The 15,320-nt window shown below is 46.2% G+C and carries 11 protein-coding genes; 5 read left to right on the plus strand and 6 right to left on the minus strand.

The genetic code is table 11. From position 1 onward, the window contains the following. Positions 1-240 precede the first annotated feature (240 nt). Entirely contained in the window at positions 241-2,703 is a 2,463-nt protein-coding gene (locus tag QUA71_RS01855) for an ATP-dependent helicase (RefSeq protein WP_333281496.1), read from the plus strand. 468 nt (positions 2,704-3,171) lie between these two features. Here the strand turns inward: QUA71_RS01855 and QUA71_RS01860 are convergent, their stop codons facing one another. Beyond that, complete coding sequence (locus QUA71_RS01860; RefSeq protein ID WP_333281498.1) at positions 3,172-5,010, minus strand: pseudouridine synthase; 1,839 nt, start codon at positions 5,008-5,010, stop codon at positions 3,172-3,174. Between the two features lie 297 nt (positions 5,011-5,307). On the opposite strand from QUA71_RS01860, the gene QUA71_RS01865 reads away from it, so the two are divergent. Continuing rightward, positions 5,308-6,990, plus strand: a complete 1,683-nt coding sequence (locus tag QUA71_RS01865) for a tetratricopeptide repeat protein (RefSeq protein ID WP_333281500.1) — start codon at positions 5,308-5,310, stop codon at positions 6,988-6,990. 279 nt (positions 6,991-7,269) lie between these two features. On the opposite strand, the gene QUA71_RS29175 is transcribed toward QUA71_RS01865, so the two are convergent. The 5 genes from QUA71_RS29175 to QUA71_RS01885 form a co-directional block, all read right to left on the minus strand. Further along, complete coding sequence (locus QUA71_RS29175) at positions 7,270-7,428, minus strand: transposase (RefSeq protein ID WP_445243743.1); 159 nt, start codon at positions 7,426-7,428, stop codon at positions 7,270-7,272. Between the two features lie 205 nt (positions 7,429-7,633). Next, entirely contained in the window at positions 7,634-8,698 is a 1,065-nt protein-coding gene (locus tag QUA71_RS01870; protein WP_190660678.1) for an aldo/keto reductase, read from the minus strand. 157 nt (positions 8,699-8,855) lie between these two features. After that, entirely contained in the window at positions 8,856-9,692 is an 837-nt protein-coding gene (locus QUA71_RS01875; RefSeq protein ID WP_333281505.1) for an MBL fold metallo-hydrolase, read from the minus strand. Positions 9,693-9,911: 219 nt separating this feature from the next. Further along, on the minus strand, positions 9,912-10,721 hold the full coding sequence (locus tag QUA71_RS01880; protein WP_333281509.1) for an SDR family NAD(P)-dependent oxidoreductase: 810 nt from the start codon (positions 10,719-10,721) through the stop codon (positions 9,912-9,914). 1,144 nt (positions 10,722-11,865) lie between these two features. Next, positions 11,866-12,018 carry a hypothetical protein gene (locus tag QUA71_RS01885; RefSeq protein ID WP_190660672.1) on the minus strand — a complete coding sequence of 51 codons (153 nt, stop codon included), beginning with the start codon at positions 12,016-12,018 and terminating at the stop codon, positions 11,866-11,868. Positions 12,019-12,127: 109 nt separating this feature from the next. On the opposite strand from QUA71_RS01885, the gene QUA71_RS01890 reads away from it, so the two are divergent. The 3 genes from QUA71_RS01890 to QUA71_RS01900 all read left to right on the plus strand — a co-directional run bounded on the left by QUA71_RS01890 (position 12,128) and on the right by QUA71_RS01900 (position 14,950). Further along, entirely contained in the window at positions 12,128-12,439 is a 312-nt protein-coding gene (locus QUA71_RS01890; protein ID WP_190660670.1) for an RNA-binding protein, read from the plus strand. 409 nt (positions 12,440-12,848) lie between these two features. Continuing rightward, complete coding sequence (locus QUA71_RS01895) at positions 12,849-13,460, plus strand: hypothetical protein (RefSeq protein WP_333281513.1); 612 nt, start codon at positions 12,849-12,851, stop codon at positions 13,458-13,460. Between the two features lie 248 nt (positions 13,461-13,708). Continuing rightward, a complete protein-coding gene (locus QUA71_RS01900; protein ID WP_333281516.1) occupies positions 13,709-14,950 on the plus strand; it encodes an SGNH/GDSL hydrolase family protein in 1,242 nt (413 codons plus the stop codon). The last annotated feature ends 370 nt before the right edge of the window (positions 14,951-15,320 follow it).

The following is a 15,320-nucleotide window of genomic DNA, read 5'->3' on the forward strand; positions in this document are numbered from 1 at the left end:
ATTCATCCGTGGAGCCAGAAAAAAGCTCCTCGCTCCCAATGGCCAGCCCCCGGATTTATCAGGGGGGTCGCTTTATTCAATTCTTTAATCTAAAATCTAAAATCTAAACTCGATTGACGGTGTGGTTCTGGGCCTACGCGATCGCCACTAAAGCAACTCGGTTTCTGATAGCCTTTAAAAAGGCTGAACGCCACAAATATTTTTCTAATCTAAAATCTAAAATCTAAAATCTAAAATCGCATGACAGATGAATTTGATACTGATTTTATGCGATCGACAACCCAGATCGATCGCCCGGATGTAGCCTCAGCGCTTTCAGAATCAGGGTTTGCCGCAGTTTTGCGAGAACAAGCTTGCCTTAAAATTCGCGAAAGCTTGCGTGCGGGCCAGCAGGACATGGCGGATTGGCAAGGCGGCCCCCTTGCTGTTTCGGCGGTTCCGGGGGCTGGGAAGTCTACGGGAATGGCTGCTGCGTCGGCAATTGCGATCGCCCGCAACCAGCTTCACAACCGCCGACAGTTAATTGTCGTGACATTTACGCGATCGGCTGCTGCTAATATTAAAGCTAAAATTCGGGAAAGATTGGCAGAATTGTCTTTATCTCAAGGCGGTTTTGCGGTGCACACTTTGCACGGTTTAGCTTTGAATATTGCGATGCGCCATCCCGATTTGTCGGGTTTAAATTTAGAAAATTCAACCTTAGTTACTCCTACTCAAAGTCACCGATTAATTCGCACCTGTGTAGAACTTTGGATTGCCGAAAATCCCCGCCGATATCAAGTTTTGCTGGAAGGACAGCAATTCGACGGAGAGGAAACGGAGAGGCTGCGACGACAATCGGTTTTGCGGACAGAAATTTTGCCGCAGGTAGCTAAAACTGTGATTCACGAGGCGAAATCTTCTGGTTTATTTCCCGAACAGTTGTTAGAAATGAACGCTCTTGATACTGGGGACGGTTATGAGATTTTAGCAGTAGCTGGGGGTTTATATCAAAAATATCAGGCTTTGTTGAGGAGTCGGGAATTCATCGATTACGACGAGATGATTTTAGCCGCTTTGCGGGTGTTGGAAAATCCGAGGGCGAGGGCGATCGAGCAAAAGCAAGTATTTGCTGTTTTCGAGGACGAAGCGCAGGATTCTACACCTTTGCAGACTCGGCTCTTGGAAACATTGGCGATCGATCCCGATCATCCTACTTTACCTCCCAATTTTATCAGAGTTGGCGACCCCAATCAAGCGATTAATTCTACTTTCACTCCCGCAGACCCGATTTATTTTAACCAATTTTGCGATCGGTGCGAAGTAGAGAATAAGTTAGCGACAATGGACGGCGCAGGTCGCAGCACCCAGGTGATTATCGATGCGGCTAACTTTATGTTGAAATGGGTAAATAGCTCGAAATTAGCGGGAACCGAACAGCCTTTTCGCGACCAAACTATTAAGCCAGTACCCAGCCATGACCCGCAGCAAAATGCAAATCCTGCCCCCATTGGTCGAGGCTTAGAATTGCATACTCCCCGCGATATTTACCATACAATTGAGTTAATTGGCAAGCGGGTAATAGAGTTAGTCGAGGAATTTTTACCGGCCGATTTTGAATTTGGCAGGGATGGCAAAGATATCGCTTCAGGCGGGGAAGCGAGCGATGGGGAAAATAGTGCCAAATTGCCGTTAGAAAATCTGAAATCGATGGCTATTTTGGTGCGGGAAAACAAACAAGGTAAGTTTATCAAAGAAGTGCTGGAAAATCCTCAGAAACACGGATTAAGCTTTGATTTGCGGAAATACGGGATTAAAATTGAGGATGTGGGAGAGCGGGACAGACATTCTCAAGTACCTTGGGAAATCTTAACACTGCTGCAATTCCTCGATCGCCCGCACTCTCCAGACTACCTGAAAGCAGCCTTAAAGATTTTGAGCGATCGGCAACTGATCCCCAAACAAGACTACAATGCTTTTGCGACTAGCCCCGAGCAATTCCTTTACCCAGGCCCGCTAGACCCGCAGCAGTCAGATCCCATTCGCAAATGTCGCTATTTTTGCTGCGGTTTGCTGCAAGCTAGCTTAGAACTGCCACCCTACCAAATCATTTCATTCTTAGCCTTAGCGCTGCAATACGACCAAACAGAATTAGCCACCGCCGACAAATTAGCAGAACGAGTAGCAATCCAAACAGCCGGCAACAATTCAATGCGTAATATTTTGGATGTACTGAGCGAAATTGTCAGTTCCGAAAGATTTGAACCTGTGGATGCAGACGACAAAATAGAAGAACGCTATACCAGCAAAGGTCAACTAACAATTATTACCATGCACAAAGCCAAAGGATTGGATTGGGATTGCGTATTTTTGCCGTTTCTGCACGAACAAACCATCCCCGGAAATTTGCGAGTTTTGCCGCAAACCCGATTTTTAGGAGATTTCACTTTAGCAGAGGTAGCGAGAGCACAAATTCGAGCAAGTTTGCACGAAAAATATCCTTTACCAAATCTAGGCGAAGCCTGGGAACAAGCAGGTTATTTGAAAACAGCAGAAGAGTTTCGACTGCTATATGTGGCGATGACCAGAGCAAAAAGCTTGCTGTGGATGGCGGCGGAGAAAAAAGGGCCTTTTACTTGGAACAAACCGGAGAATTTGCAGGAGCAAAAACCTTGTCCGGTAATGCCTGTTTTGAAGCAGAGATTTCCGAGTAATGCGATATAAAACAAGTAAGAAGTAATCAGTAATAAGTAGCTCGTTCCCGGCTCTACTCATGGATGACAACTTAAGCTGAAGTTCCCCCATTTTGGGAAGTTTTAGCTTCTCTCCAAGCCTCGGTATATAATGCTTTGAGTAACCTGCGACTCGTTTAACCTAAATTACTAGAAATATCCAGGGACGCTTACCCTAACCCTCTGGTTAGTACAACTAAATACACATCCTTGTGCAGGCTCGACAAGGGGATCATCTCACTTTTGATGCGCGGTATTGACGGTAATATGAATTTCATATATTTCCCGAAACTCTTTCTTCATCTAATACGCAAGTCTCCAGCATTCTGATTGTTTTAAGGTGGCTGCTAACCTGTAAGTTTGCTCATAATTCAGGTTGCTTTGATTACTCAACAATAAATATTTGCTGCCTCTATCTGTAATTCCTACTGCTCAACTCTCGCTCGTTGCCGCCCTTAGCTCAAAAGGGTGTTTCTGCCTTTAGGTATAACCTGTCTCCCAACTGCGGATGCTCAAAAGAAAGTTCCCGCGCGTGCAAGTGTAGCCGCTTCGCAGCAGCCAGACATCCGTAAAGCCGATCGCCCAAAATCGGAATCCCTAACCCTCGAACATCCGCTGCATGAACCCTCAATTGATGAGTGCGTCCCGTCAGTGGCAAAAACTCGACGCGATCGCAATTTCCCTCCCTCCCCATTACCTGAAAGCGAGTAACGCTGGGTTTTCCGCACTCCCAATTGACTTGCTGGTAAGGGCGATTTTCTGGATCGCCCCAAAGTGGGAGAGCGATCGTCCCTGCGTCAACATTTACAGTACCCGAAAGCACCGCTTCATAAACTTTGTGAACCTGCTTTGTTTCAAATTGCTGTCTGAGTTGACTGCTAGTTTCTTTGTCCCGCGCCAATAGCAAAATACCCGATGTTTCCCAATCTAAACGATGCACCGCATTCAAATCCAAACTATCCGGTAACAAGTTACGCAAACGACTAAAAACACTATCTTGATTTTCCAAATAACGACCGGGAACTGACAGCAAGCCAGAGGGTTTATTAACCGCGAACAACCATTTGTCTTCATAAATAATCGGTAGCATTTGCGTAACGGGCAAGATGCCCGTTCCACAATAAATATTATGGTTTTTAGGGCGGGCTTCAACAGCCCCTACATCTAGAGGTTCTGCGTCCACAATATGTATTTTGGTAACGGGCAAGATGCCCGTTCCACAAGAAATATTATTGCTTGTGGGGAGTAGGGGTTGGGCTTCTAGCCCGCCCGTCAAACCCTCATTTATATTAGAAACAATCTGATTTTGAGCCAATCCTGACAGCAAAAAACCCATCAACGGCTGACACCGATCGCCACAAGCACCATAAAATTCTCCCTGTATCTTATCCCCCGATGGCGGCCCCCACCAAAACTCAGCCATTGCCAGCGGTTTCAGATTGTTTACTGCCGCGTAGTGGAGCAATTTTGGCGCGCAACAGTCGCCGGTGCCAGTGGGAATAGAATTGGTTGGCATCAATGAGGAGAGCGATCGCGATTTCCCCAAAAAATTCACCAGAGTGTAAGCCGCGTGCATTTGTGTCTGAAGTTCGCGGGAAAGTTCTTTTCGCTGCTGTTTCAGCGCCCGCATCCGCCGATCCGCAGCTTCAATTAATTGTTTTAGCGGCTGCAATGTTTCATCCCGCTGTCGTTTCAATTGTCTGCGTTCAATTTTTTCCAAACGGCTTTCTTGATTCAGTTGTTCCAGGGCAATTTCTAGTGTTTCTGCTGGGAGAGTTTGACACAGTAACTGGCGTTTTTCATCTCGCTGCAGCTTGCGATTGCGGTGGCGATCGCTCAGAACTTGCATTTGCACTTCAAACTCCCGAAATAAGGCTTCATACTCTTGTCGCTGCGGGAGTTGATTCAGTGCAATAAGTTCCTGTTTCATCGCCTCCAATTGAGTTAACGTGCGGGCTTCTTCAAAAGCAACTCGATCTCGTCCCGGAATCGGTGGCACCCAGCCCTCAACAATGCTGCAACCGTTCAGCAGCCCGGAAAATGCTTTGAGTATCCGCTGTTCCCCCGAAGGCATCTCCACCAGTAATATGCCGTACATCTTCCCTTCGCGATCGTAGGAATCGTCAGCCGCAAGATACCGCATCAAACCCCGGGCGAGATCCTCAGACATTCGAGTACGCGGCAGTCTCACCAGATCCCCGCTTTGAGGACAACGGCCTTCGTACCAATAATTCGGGTGCGAGTCGATCGACTCCCAATGACAGTCAGTGAAATCTAAAAGCGTGTGCAACTCTAGCATCTTCAATTTGGTTTTAAACCTGAATTAGGGCATATGTGCTTGTGTCCTCGATGCTTTCGGTCAATCGAAAATCGAAAATCGAAAATCGAAAATCGACTGACCGTATCTTACAGGGGTGTACCGAAAGTGGGAAGGGTGCATAATTTTATACCTACTCGAATCAAGTAAAAAGGATTTGTCGCACCAAGCCTGATATGCTAAATTTGTTTCAAAACAGCAGCGATATTAAGAAAAGCATAAGTTAATATATAAGACCGCAAGCTTGTTATCCCACTAAATTTTTTATGTGAAAGGCGTATGCCAGACCTCTCGACTTCGGCTACAGAAAACTCCTCAAACCCCCAACCAGCTCTGCTGCCGCCGATTTTAAGAATTTTTGCAGCATTTCCCGATTACGATCGGGGCAATAGATTGTACGCCGCAGGAAGGTACGAAGCGGCAGTCATTTGCTACGGAAAAGCGGTTCAAATTAAGCCGGACTGGGCCCGGGCGTGGCTGAATCTGGGCAAAGCTTACAAGCAACTGCATTCCTACGCAGAAACCGTAGCCTGCGCCGATCGAGCTACAGCAATTAATCCCGAAGAATACTGGGCTTGGATGCTGCGCGGGACAGGGCTGTTAAGTTTGCAAAATCACTCAGAAGCGATCGCGGCTTTCGACACCGCAATTCAAATCAATTCAGAAAAGCACGAAGCTTGGTATCAGCGAGGCCGAGTTTTAGAGGAATTGCAGCAGTGGGATGCAGCCGCAAGCTGTTACAAAAAAGCAACCCAACTTCATCCGAATTTGCCCGCCATGTGGTACCGGCAAGGTAACGTGTTGGTTCAAGCGGAGCGCTATCCTGAAGCCGTGGCCGCTTTCGAGCGCGCGCTGAAACTCGTCCCGACTAATTGGGAAGCTTGGCTGAACCGAGGTTTGGCTTTGATGAAAGCCGAACGCTACGCTGAAGCTGTAACTTCATACGATCGCGCCATTCAACTGCAACCGCAAAATAGTCTGGCTTGGTTCAATCGGGGCATTGCTTCCGCAAAATTGCACAAATATGCAGAAGCGGTGACAGCTTACGAGCGCGTACTGCAAATGCAGCCCAACGACTGCGAAGCTTGGTTTTATAAAGGAATGGCCCTCAAACACCAGCGGGCAGACGCGGCAATTGCTTGTTTCGATCGGGCAATTCAAATTAATTCTTTTTATCCCGAAGCCTGGATCGGGCGCGGTCAAACACTGTCAGAATCGAGAGATTTTGAAGGGGCGATCGCTGCTTTTGACCAAGCCGTTCAAATTAATCCGAATTTCCCCGAAGCTTGGCTGGGTAGAGGCATCGCCCTGGCAGGATTGGAACGCTACAAAGAGGCAATTATCGCTTACAGCAATGCCCTACAAATTGAAGGTAATTTTCTAGAAGCTTGGAACTTGCGAGGGGAAGCTCTGGAAAAATTACAGCAATACGAAGAAGCGATCGCCTGTTTTGATAAAGTAATCTCTCTGACTTCAGAAGCAGAAATTACATCAAAAGTAGGGTTGCAGCAAGGCGCAGCGCTGGAAAAATTGCAGCGTTACGAAGAAGCCGTCGCAGCTTACAACCGCGTACTAAAAATCGTGCCAGACAATTTTGAAGCTTGGTTGCAACGCGGCAACGCTTTGTCAAAATTGCAGCAGTACGAACAAGCTCTAGCATCATACGATCGAGCAATTACTGTCTGGCCGGATAACTATCAAGGCTGGGTACAGCGAGGTCTGATCCTAGGGGAAATGCAGAATTATTCCCAAGCACTCGTCGCTTTTGACCAAGTGATTCAACTCAAGCCAGACAACTGGGAAGCTTGGGCGCAGCGGGGCGACGTTTTGCAAAAATTGCAGCGAACTCAAGATGCTATTAGTTCTTACGGAGTCGCCCTCGAAATCAAACCCGATTACTACGAAGCTCTAGTCAGTCGAGAAGAATTGAGACTCAAGGACGCGATGTCAGGAAAGTGGTAAGGGGAAATTGATAGATAGTTTTGATTTTTGAAATTGCTTTGTTCCTCGTAATACTGCGCTGGGGTAAAGCTTGAACTATTTAACTTAAAACTAAAAACTTTCCGTCTTCTCTCTTCCTCTGCGTTCTCTGCGCCCTCTGCGGTTGATAAAAAAAATCTAATTCCCAAAGCAATGAGTATTGCTATATCCGCCAGAATATCCCGATCGTAATTAATGATATTCGATCCGTTAAAATAACCTTGAGCAAGTTGAAAACCTACGTAAAAAAGCTTTGAGTTGTTACCACCAATATTCAATAAAATTAAAATTTGGTGAATAAGGTGATTGGTAAAGAACACTACCGCCGATCGATTGAATCAATGGTTCAATCGAAGCCGCTTGGTGAGCTGAAACATTATCCATGAAAACAACTGCACGCCTTTTTGTTTCCTTACCCATTTCCCTGACATTGTTGTGAAATTATCGTGTTTTGAAAAAAATCCACCCATTCAGGCGTTAAAGAGGCTCACCCAGCCTGCTTAACCTAGCTCCCTAGCAACAATCCAAAAGAGCCGGAGACAACTTCTCCTCTAGCCTTTGTGGGTTATCTAAAGAAATAATTTCGGCTTCATCTTAGATTGGCTTATGAATAATACAAAACTGCTTATCCTAGCCACGATGGGTTCATGGCGGTACTATCAAATTGGTTGGTAGTTTTATAAAGTTCGTATTGCCCTTTTGCTGCCGCCTCGCGAGTGCGATTAAGCATTGCTGCAACTTGTGCTCGATCCATCGGCTTAAACGTGCGAGCGGCCTCAAACGCTTGATCGAGGAGTTGCATACTATCAATGCCAGTAATCACGACTGAAGTAGGCAGATTCATCGCATAGTGGAGACATTCGATCGGGCTTACTGTATTACTTCTAAGCACGTAGGGGTCGCCCATAGATTTCATCCCCAATACACCTATTTGGTTCTTCACCAGCACCGGCAGAACTTGTTGCTCAAAACTTCTAAAATGAGCGTCCATCACGTTCAGCGGCATCTGTACCGCGTCAAAACGGAAATTGTTTTGAGCGGCAATTTCCATCACTCGCAGGTGAACCAAAGGGTCTTTGTGTCCTGTAAACCCGATGTAGCGAATCTTGCCCGCCTTCTGCGCTTCTACTACGGCCTCCATAGCCCCGCCGGGAGCAAAAATGCGATCGGGGTCTTCCATCCGAATAATTTCGTGATGCTGCATCAGGTCAATGCGATCGGTCTGCAACGCTTTCAGTGACTCATCAATCTGCATCATCGCAGCGCCCTTGGTGCGGCCGTCAATCTTGGTCATCAGAAACACCTTTTGTCGGTAGCCATCCTTGAGCGCTGCACCCATCCAGCGGTGGCTGCGTCCGTTGTGATAGTCCCAGGAATTGTCCATGAAATTGATGCCGCGGTCGATCGCACTGCGAATGAGCTTAATACTGTCTTGCTCCTCTCGAAGCCGTCCGATATGGTGTCCCCCCAAGCCAATTGCAGACACTCGCTCTCCTGTGCGCCCCAGCGTCCTGTAACTCATCTCGCCACTTTGGGTTTGACCTTGGGCAACTGCACTTTCAGCGTATACTTGGGTCGGTTCATCTTGAGCTAACAAAGGTTTAAAAAACCCTTCGGAAGCAGCCAGCCCTGCTGCAACTAAACCCGAAGCAGAAGTTACCTTTAACAACTTGCGTCTGCTGATATTCATAAATGCCTTCTTCAAGAAACTACTAGGACTCACTCACCGCTTCGCTGCACTAAAGAGTTTTGAATTTAAGATGTCTCAAAATCCAGAGCGCAGTCGGGCTGCAACTTCCCCGACTGCCTACTTTGCCTAATCAATAGTAATGATGAAATTTCTAGTTTTAAGAGTTCCTAGACCCGCCAGCGAAGGCTTTTAACTCAATAGCATCGTGACTGCAAAACACGCGCACATCTTTACTATGTTCCACCGATAATGCGTGCAGTCGGCCTTGATTGAGCAACCGAGCCTTGCGATCGACCTCCATCATCCATTGGTAGGCGCGCAGACCGGGCGTGCAGCGTCGGTTAGCGGCATCCATCTCGTGTCGGTAGAAATAGGCATCGCCTGCGTGCAGGAGCCAGCCATCGGGTGTATCAATGGCAATGCCAGCATGACCGCGCGTGTGCCCCACCAACGGGATTAGCAAAATCTCCGGCGGCAACCCGTCGAGGTCGCGGACTGCTTCAAAACCGAACCAAGGTTCGCCACCCGCCGAATAGTATTTCCACCGTTTGACTTCATCCCACTGCTCCGGACGATAGCGCCTTTTTGTGATGAAACCGTGCCGATCCTGTGCGGCATCGATTTCAGCCTGCATGACGTGTACCGTTGCTTCAGGGAAATCCTCTAGACCACCGGCATGATCGAAATCGAGGTGGGTGAGTACAATATGGCGCACATCGCTTGGTGAAAATCCGAGCTGTTCAATTTGATGGATTGCCGTGTACTTGCGATCGAACTGGATATTATTAAAGTGGACGAAAAACGGGCTGAGCCGAGAGTAAGGGGACTGGATATCCCGCAATCCGAAGCCGGTATCAATCAGAACCAGTCCCTGATTCGTTTCAACGAGCAGACAGTGGCAGACGAGGTGAGCCGTCAAACCCCGACTGAAGCCATCGAAAAGCGCCCCACCAATGGGACACATACAGCCACAATTGAGATGATGAATTTGCATAAATATTCTGTATTACATTACTTAGGCTATAACCATTTATTCCTCAGTTCGCATCCCAGGCGGATGCTACATAATGGCATTGATGAACGCCTGCTCAAACTGTGCTAAATCGGCACTACTGGGAGAAGTAAACACGCTTTTATCGGCAGCAATCTTGCAATTATCTGCGATATTTACTTTCTTTAAATCTCCACATAAGAGTAGTAAGACGGGCGGAAATTATTGGTTAGCAGATCCCGGTTCAGTAAGTAGACTGTGCAGTTCGGCATTGACGGTATCAGGCAAAACTTTGCTCGCGTTGGCCAGGATCTTTGTCTTGAGTGAACCTGCAATGATGTTGTCCTTACCGGCCATCAAGGCTTCAAATCCCTGCTTGGCAACCTCGGCTGGATCATCTTTCTTGTCTGCGCCCGCCTTCGTGTCATCCATTCCCGCCCGATGGAAGAAGTTAGTATCGGTTGGGCCGGGCATCAGCGAGGTGACAGTTACACCTGTATCTTTTAACTCATTGCGGAGTGCCTCCGAAAACGAGTGGATGAAGGCTTTGGATGCTGCATAGACTGCCTCGAATGGCCCCGGCATTAGGGCGGCAATCGACGAACTGAATAGAATCCGTCCCTGGCCGCGATCGACCATATCCTTAACTACCCGTTTAGCCAAATGCACAGAGGAGACAACGTTGAGGTTTATCAGATTTAGTTCGTCCTTCAAGTCTGTCTCGCGGGCAAAGTCGCCCCCGACGCCGACACCGGCATTAATTGCGATCGCATCCACTGGCCGATTAGTCGCTTTTATCTGGTTGTAGAGCGTCTCAACACCGTCGTAGGTAGCGAGGTCTGCCTGCACTGTCTCGACTTTGGCACCGAGCCCCTCAAAGGCTTGAGCCGCTTCATTGATGCTCGCTCCGGTGGCGGTGACTAGGAGATCGAATCCGTTTTGAGCGAACTGTTTGGCGAGTTCGTAGCCGATACCGTTAGAGGCACCCGTCACGACAGCCAAGGGCCGGGTCAACGAACTGTTTATAACCATTTAAAATCCTCTGTAACTGCTTCACGCTCGTTTGTCTAGGCTTGCTTCTCTCTGTACTAGACAATCTTTGTGGACTCTGGGCTTTCAACTTTTATAATGCTAGGGAGGTAGGAGTGCGATCGCATCTTTCCTAGGACATAAGCTGTTAGACATTTAAATACGGTATAATCGAAAACCAAATTCATGCAATTAGTGTAAAAATGCCAGCATATAATCATCTCATAGAAAGAGCAAATATAGAAACTACAGAAAAGCTTAAAAAATGAATAAAATGAAAATTTTAGATCAATGAGTAGGTTTTTATTATTAACGACTAATCCAAAATATAGCTAATGTTTCTGATTTTTTTAATTTTCAATAAAGTGTCCTCTTATTGCATTTAGGCAAAGCCCGACAATGTAGCAAGTCTAAGAGATGAACATATAAATATCGTGAAATATTGTTAAATGATATCACCCAAGCGCCCAACAATTAGGATATATAAATTTGGCAGGTGGACATTTCAAAGATTTGGTTCTCATTGACATACTAGCGTCACTACCAAATTAACTAGCTTACAAATACAACCAAAAATATTTTCTCTAAGCGACTCACGATAATCAACTATCTTGTTTGTTTAAAAATCAGTTCGTGTCTCTAAGCCCTCACCTATTGTCTTCCCCACTCTCGAAAATTCAATTTTTTTTGTATTTGTAAGTGCGACATTTTTTTACAATATATTGAGAGCCGCAACGGGGACATTTCATAAGCTAAAACTGAATCTATTGTGAATAAAAATTACAAGTAATTTTCCTCTGTATGCAGGAAGACCCGCCATTCAAAAGGGCAATTCTGGTCAAGTCGCTCTATCTCGGGTGAACTTTGATGTCTATATGTATAAAATGCGCGTAGATATGACTAATAACTCTTTTGAGAATTATTTGGGAACCGCCATTATCGGGGGCTAAATCGGATGCGATGAGAGACGGGAGATGGAAGATGGGACATTGACTCGGAAGATTAATGCTGGGCTAAAAACATTTATCTCTGGTGGAACGGGCAGGAGGCTTGTCCAGGGAGAACAGTGCGTGATGTCAGTTATAACTGAATCTCAAGCACTGTTCTCAATCAGACCCAATCAACCTGGTAACAGCGACGAAAAATCTCAGATATCAGGTCGATCGCGCAGCAAGAAACCAAGCGGATGACGCCAAGAGTGTAAGATGTCACTTATCACGAATACTTTCTGTTGGCGATTGCCCGACGGCACCGAAAATTGAAAATTATGACAGCCAATTGCTGATTCTGGTGGCTTCATGTTATAGTGGTTTTCCAAGAATTAAATTCGGTGGCGTAGTTTGTTGGTGTTTATTTACAAGCGTCTCTCCGAATCTAAATCTCTGCACCCTAATGATTCTGGAGATTTTATGTCGATTTACGTGGGTAATCTTTCATATGAGGTAACATCAGACGACCTCAACGAAGTATTTGCCGAGTACGGTACTGTAAGCCGCGTCCAAGTGCCAGTGGACCGGGAAACAGGCAGGATGCGGGGTTTTGCTTTTGTGGAAATGGCAAGCGAGGCAGAAGAAGCAGCAGCCATCGCAGCTCTAGACGGTGCTGAGTGGATGGGCCGCGACTTGAAAGTCAACAAAGCCAAACCTCGCGAAGACAACAAACGCTCCTCGGGCGGCGGCGGCGGCTGGGGCGACAAAGAGCGCTCTTCACGACGCTACTAAGCTTTGACACTGAAAATTTGAGTTTTGGTAGTTGACTGCAGGTGCGAATGCTGCTTTTTTTTCGGGTTGTTCGATCGACCCATCAAATAAAACTCCCAAACCTCTAAATCAGTTTTGCCCCCTCCTTGGAGGGGGCTTTGTTTTTGGCGAAAAATCCCGCGAGGTACGTCGGCGGTGCAGTTCCCACTCTAGTTCGTGATTCGACAGCCTCTTAACTGCTTTTTTTAAGAGGCTGTCGGGATTTCGCGGCTCGACTCCTGTAAATTATCAAACTAGAATTAAGCAGCAAGAAAAGTTAGAATAACGGCAAAACTGAATATTGCCTAGAACAGCAAAACTATCTTTACCGAAGATTAGTCGAGAAAACCAGCCGAATATCAGCCAATATCTTGATTTTGCCTCAATAAAGATGTCCAAGCTCTACAGCACGGCGGAACTCATTAAAATCCTCGAAGAAGAGCGCCAAGCCTGCTTGCATGGGCGGCGCCTCAACTTGACTGAAACTCCTGCTACAGGCAACCCCGTGATTGACCGCTTTCTCAAATCTGAGGGAGTTCAGAAGTTCACTGCTTATCAAAATTTTAAGGCTGCCGTGCACGAATACCAGCGGGAACATCAGGTTTCTGGGATTGTCTGGCGGGAAATCGCAGTTAAAGGCAATACTCTACGCTATCCGGCAGTGGATGACGAATTAATAGCTCTACCGGTTGATTTGATCACGCTGAAGGCAGCTAAGATTGCTATGTTGGAATTCTGGCAGCAGGTAACTGCCGGGATGGATTTGTATTTAAGCATTAACAACGGGAAGGATTTTCGATCGATCGAGTCGGTTGATGTAGAGGCTATAGCCCAGCGCACAGAATGGGCCAGTCTCTCGAAGTGGGAAAAGTTGGATTTTCTAGAAATTTTGTTGCAGTTGGGCTGGGGGAAGCCGGAGGAAGCTTATTATAAGCGGGGATGGCCGACATCGGGCAGCGAGTACATTCACGCCGTCAAACCCGGACAGCGGCCGATTTGTTAATTGGTAATTAGTAATTGGTAATTGCTAAGAGTCAAATACTTTGGTAAACTTACTCAGAGCAATACTTCGGACAGTTTTTCAATAGAGACAGGATAGCGCCCTTATCCCTGAATCCAATTAATTATGGTTGGAAGCGGTTGCGACTTTTTATGAGCGCGCTCCAAACACCAATTATTGTATTGTAGGGATTGTCTTTTTGAGATACTTGCCGCGATTTAGAGCCGATTTCTACCCAAGAGAAAACTAACATGAGAAAACTAAGTTTATGGGGGCAACAACTCAGCCTAATTTTGGGGGGAATTATGGCGGGTGTTTTCCTGGGAGAATTAGCTCTTCATCTGGGGGGAATTAAAGGTCTGAAAAAGCCCAGTGAGCCTGTCTCTTTTGAGACCTACAGATTAGACGATCCCGCTGGAGCTTGGTCATTGAATCCGGGCGCGTCTTTCGAGTGGCAGGGTGAAGGGGAGCGCTCCTTCATCCAGGCGAATAAAGATGGTTTACGCGATCGTGAACATACGAAGGAGAAACCACCAAAAACTTTTCGGATCGCGGTGGTGGGAGATTCCTTTGCCGAAGCTTTACAAGTGCCGATGGAAAAGACTTTTTGGTGGAAAATGAGAAAGCAACTCAATAAAAAATGTACTGCGTTAGGCGATGGCAAAGTTGAGGTAATTAATTTTGGGGTTCAGGGTTATGGGACGGCTCAAGAACTAATGACTTTGCGCCATAAAGTCTGGAAATATTCTCCCGATTTAGTGATCTTAGCTTTTTACCCGGGCAACGATCTTATTAATAATTCAAAAAAACTTGATTTTTATCAACGTCGGCCCTATTTCGTCTATAAAAATGGTGAATTAGTCCCAGATATGTCATGGGTTAAAATGTCACCTAAAGAACATGAATATTTGAATTTTTCCCTGGTTGATTATCTTCCCACTTGGTGGGTCAATAATTCACGCATTTTGCGGTTAGTCAGACAAGTTGATTTAGAGAATAAGAAACGTCTGCTTGATGCCACAGAAAAAAAACGATTTTCTAAGAACTTTCAAGAACCTATTGATCCAGAATGGAAAGAGGCTTGGCAGGTGACAGAAGGATTAATTTCACTAATGAATCAGGAAGTTAAGGCAAAAAAGGCAGATTTTATGGTTTTGATTGTCAGTACGGGATCTCAAGTCCACCCCGATCCTATAGCTCGTCAAGGCCATATGAAACAATCTGGCATTAAGGACTTGTATTATCCTAATCAGAGAATCAAATCCCTTGGCGATACCCTCAATATTACGACCTTGGATACAGTCCCGCGATTGCGAGAGTATGCAGAAAAAAATAAAACTTGCGTACATGGCTTTCCCAATGCTCTACCCTGTGAAGGCCATTGGAATAGTCAAGGCCATGAGCAAGTTGCTCAACTTATGGCACAACACTTATGCGATAAGTTCCAAGCAGAGCCTTCGGGTTCCACAAAAAATAACGCCCTAGTGAAGTAAAATTAATATGATTCTCCCCATTCGTGTCAACTTAACGTCAAACGTAATACCGGTCTGCTGTTTGACTATTAGGGTTCGATCCCCCCTAGCCCCCCTTCTTAAGCTATGCGGTACCCACATCTTCCTTAACAATCAGGAAAGCCTTGTTTCACAAGGCTTTCCTGATTCATTTTCCCACCAGCATTGACAATTTGACACTTATGTTTGTTGATAAAAAGTCAAGTTTATTGATAACTGGTGATCGAGGAATGGGGGTTTGAGAGCGTAAGAGCGATCGCTCTCCAAAAGTTAAGAAAGATGGTTATAAAGCATAGCTTCTTAAGGGGGATTTAGCGAGATATAGACTCACGTAAAACCGATATTTATCAAT

This window comes from Microcoleus sp. MON1_C5, from assembly GCF_036701875.1.
Lineage (GTDB): Bacteria > Cyanobacteriota > Cyanobacteriia > Cyanobacteriales > Microcoleaceae > Microcoleus.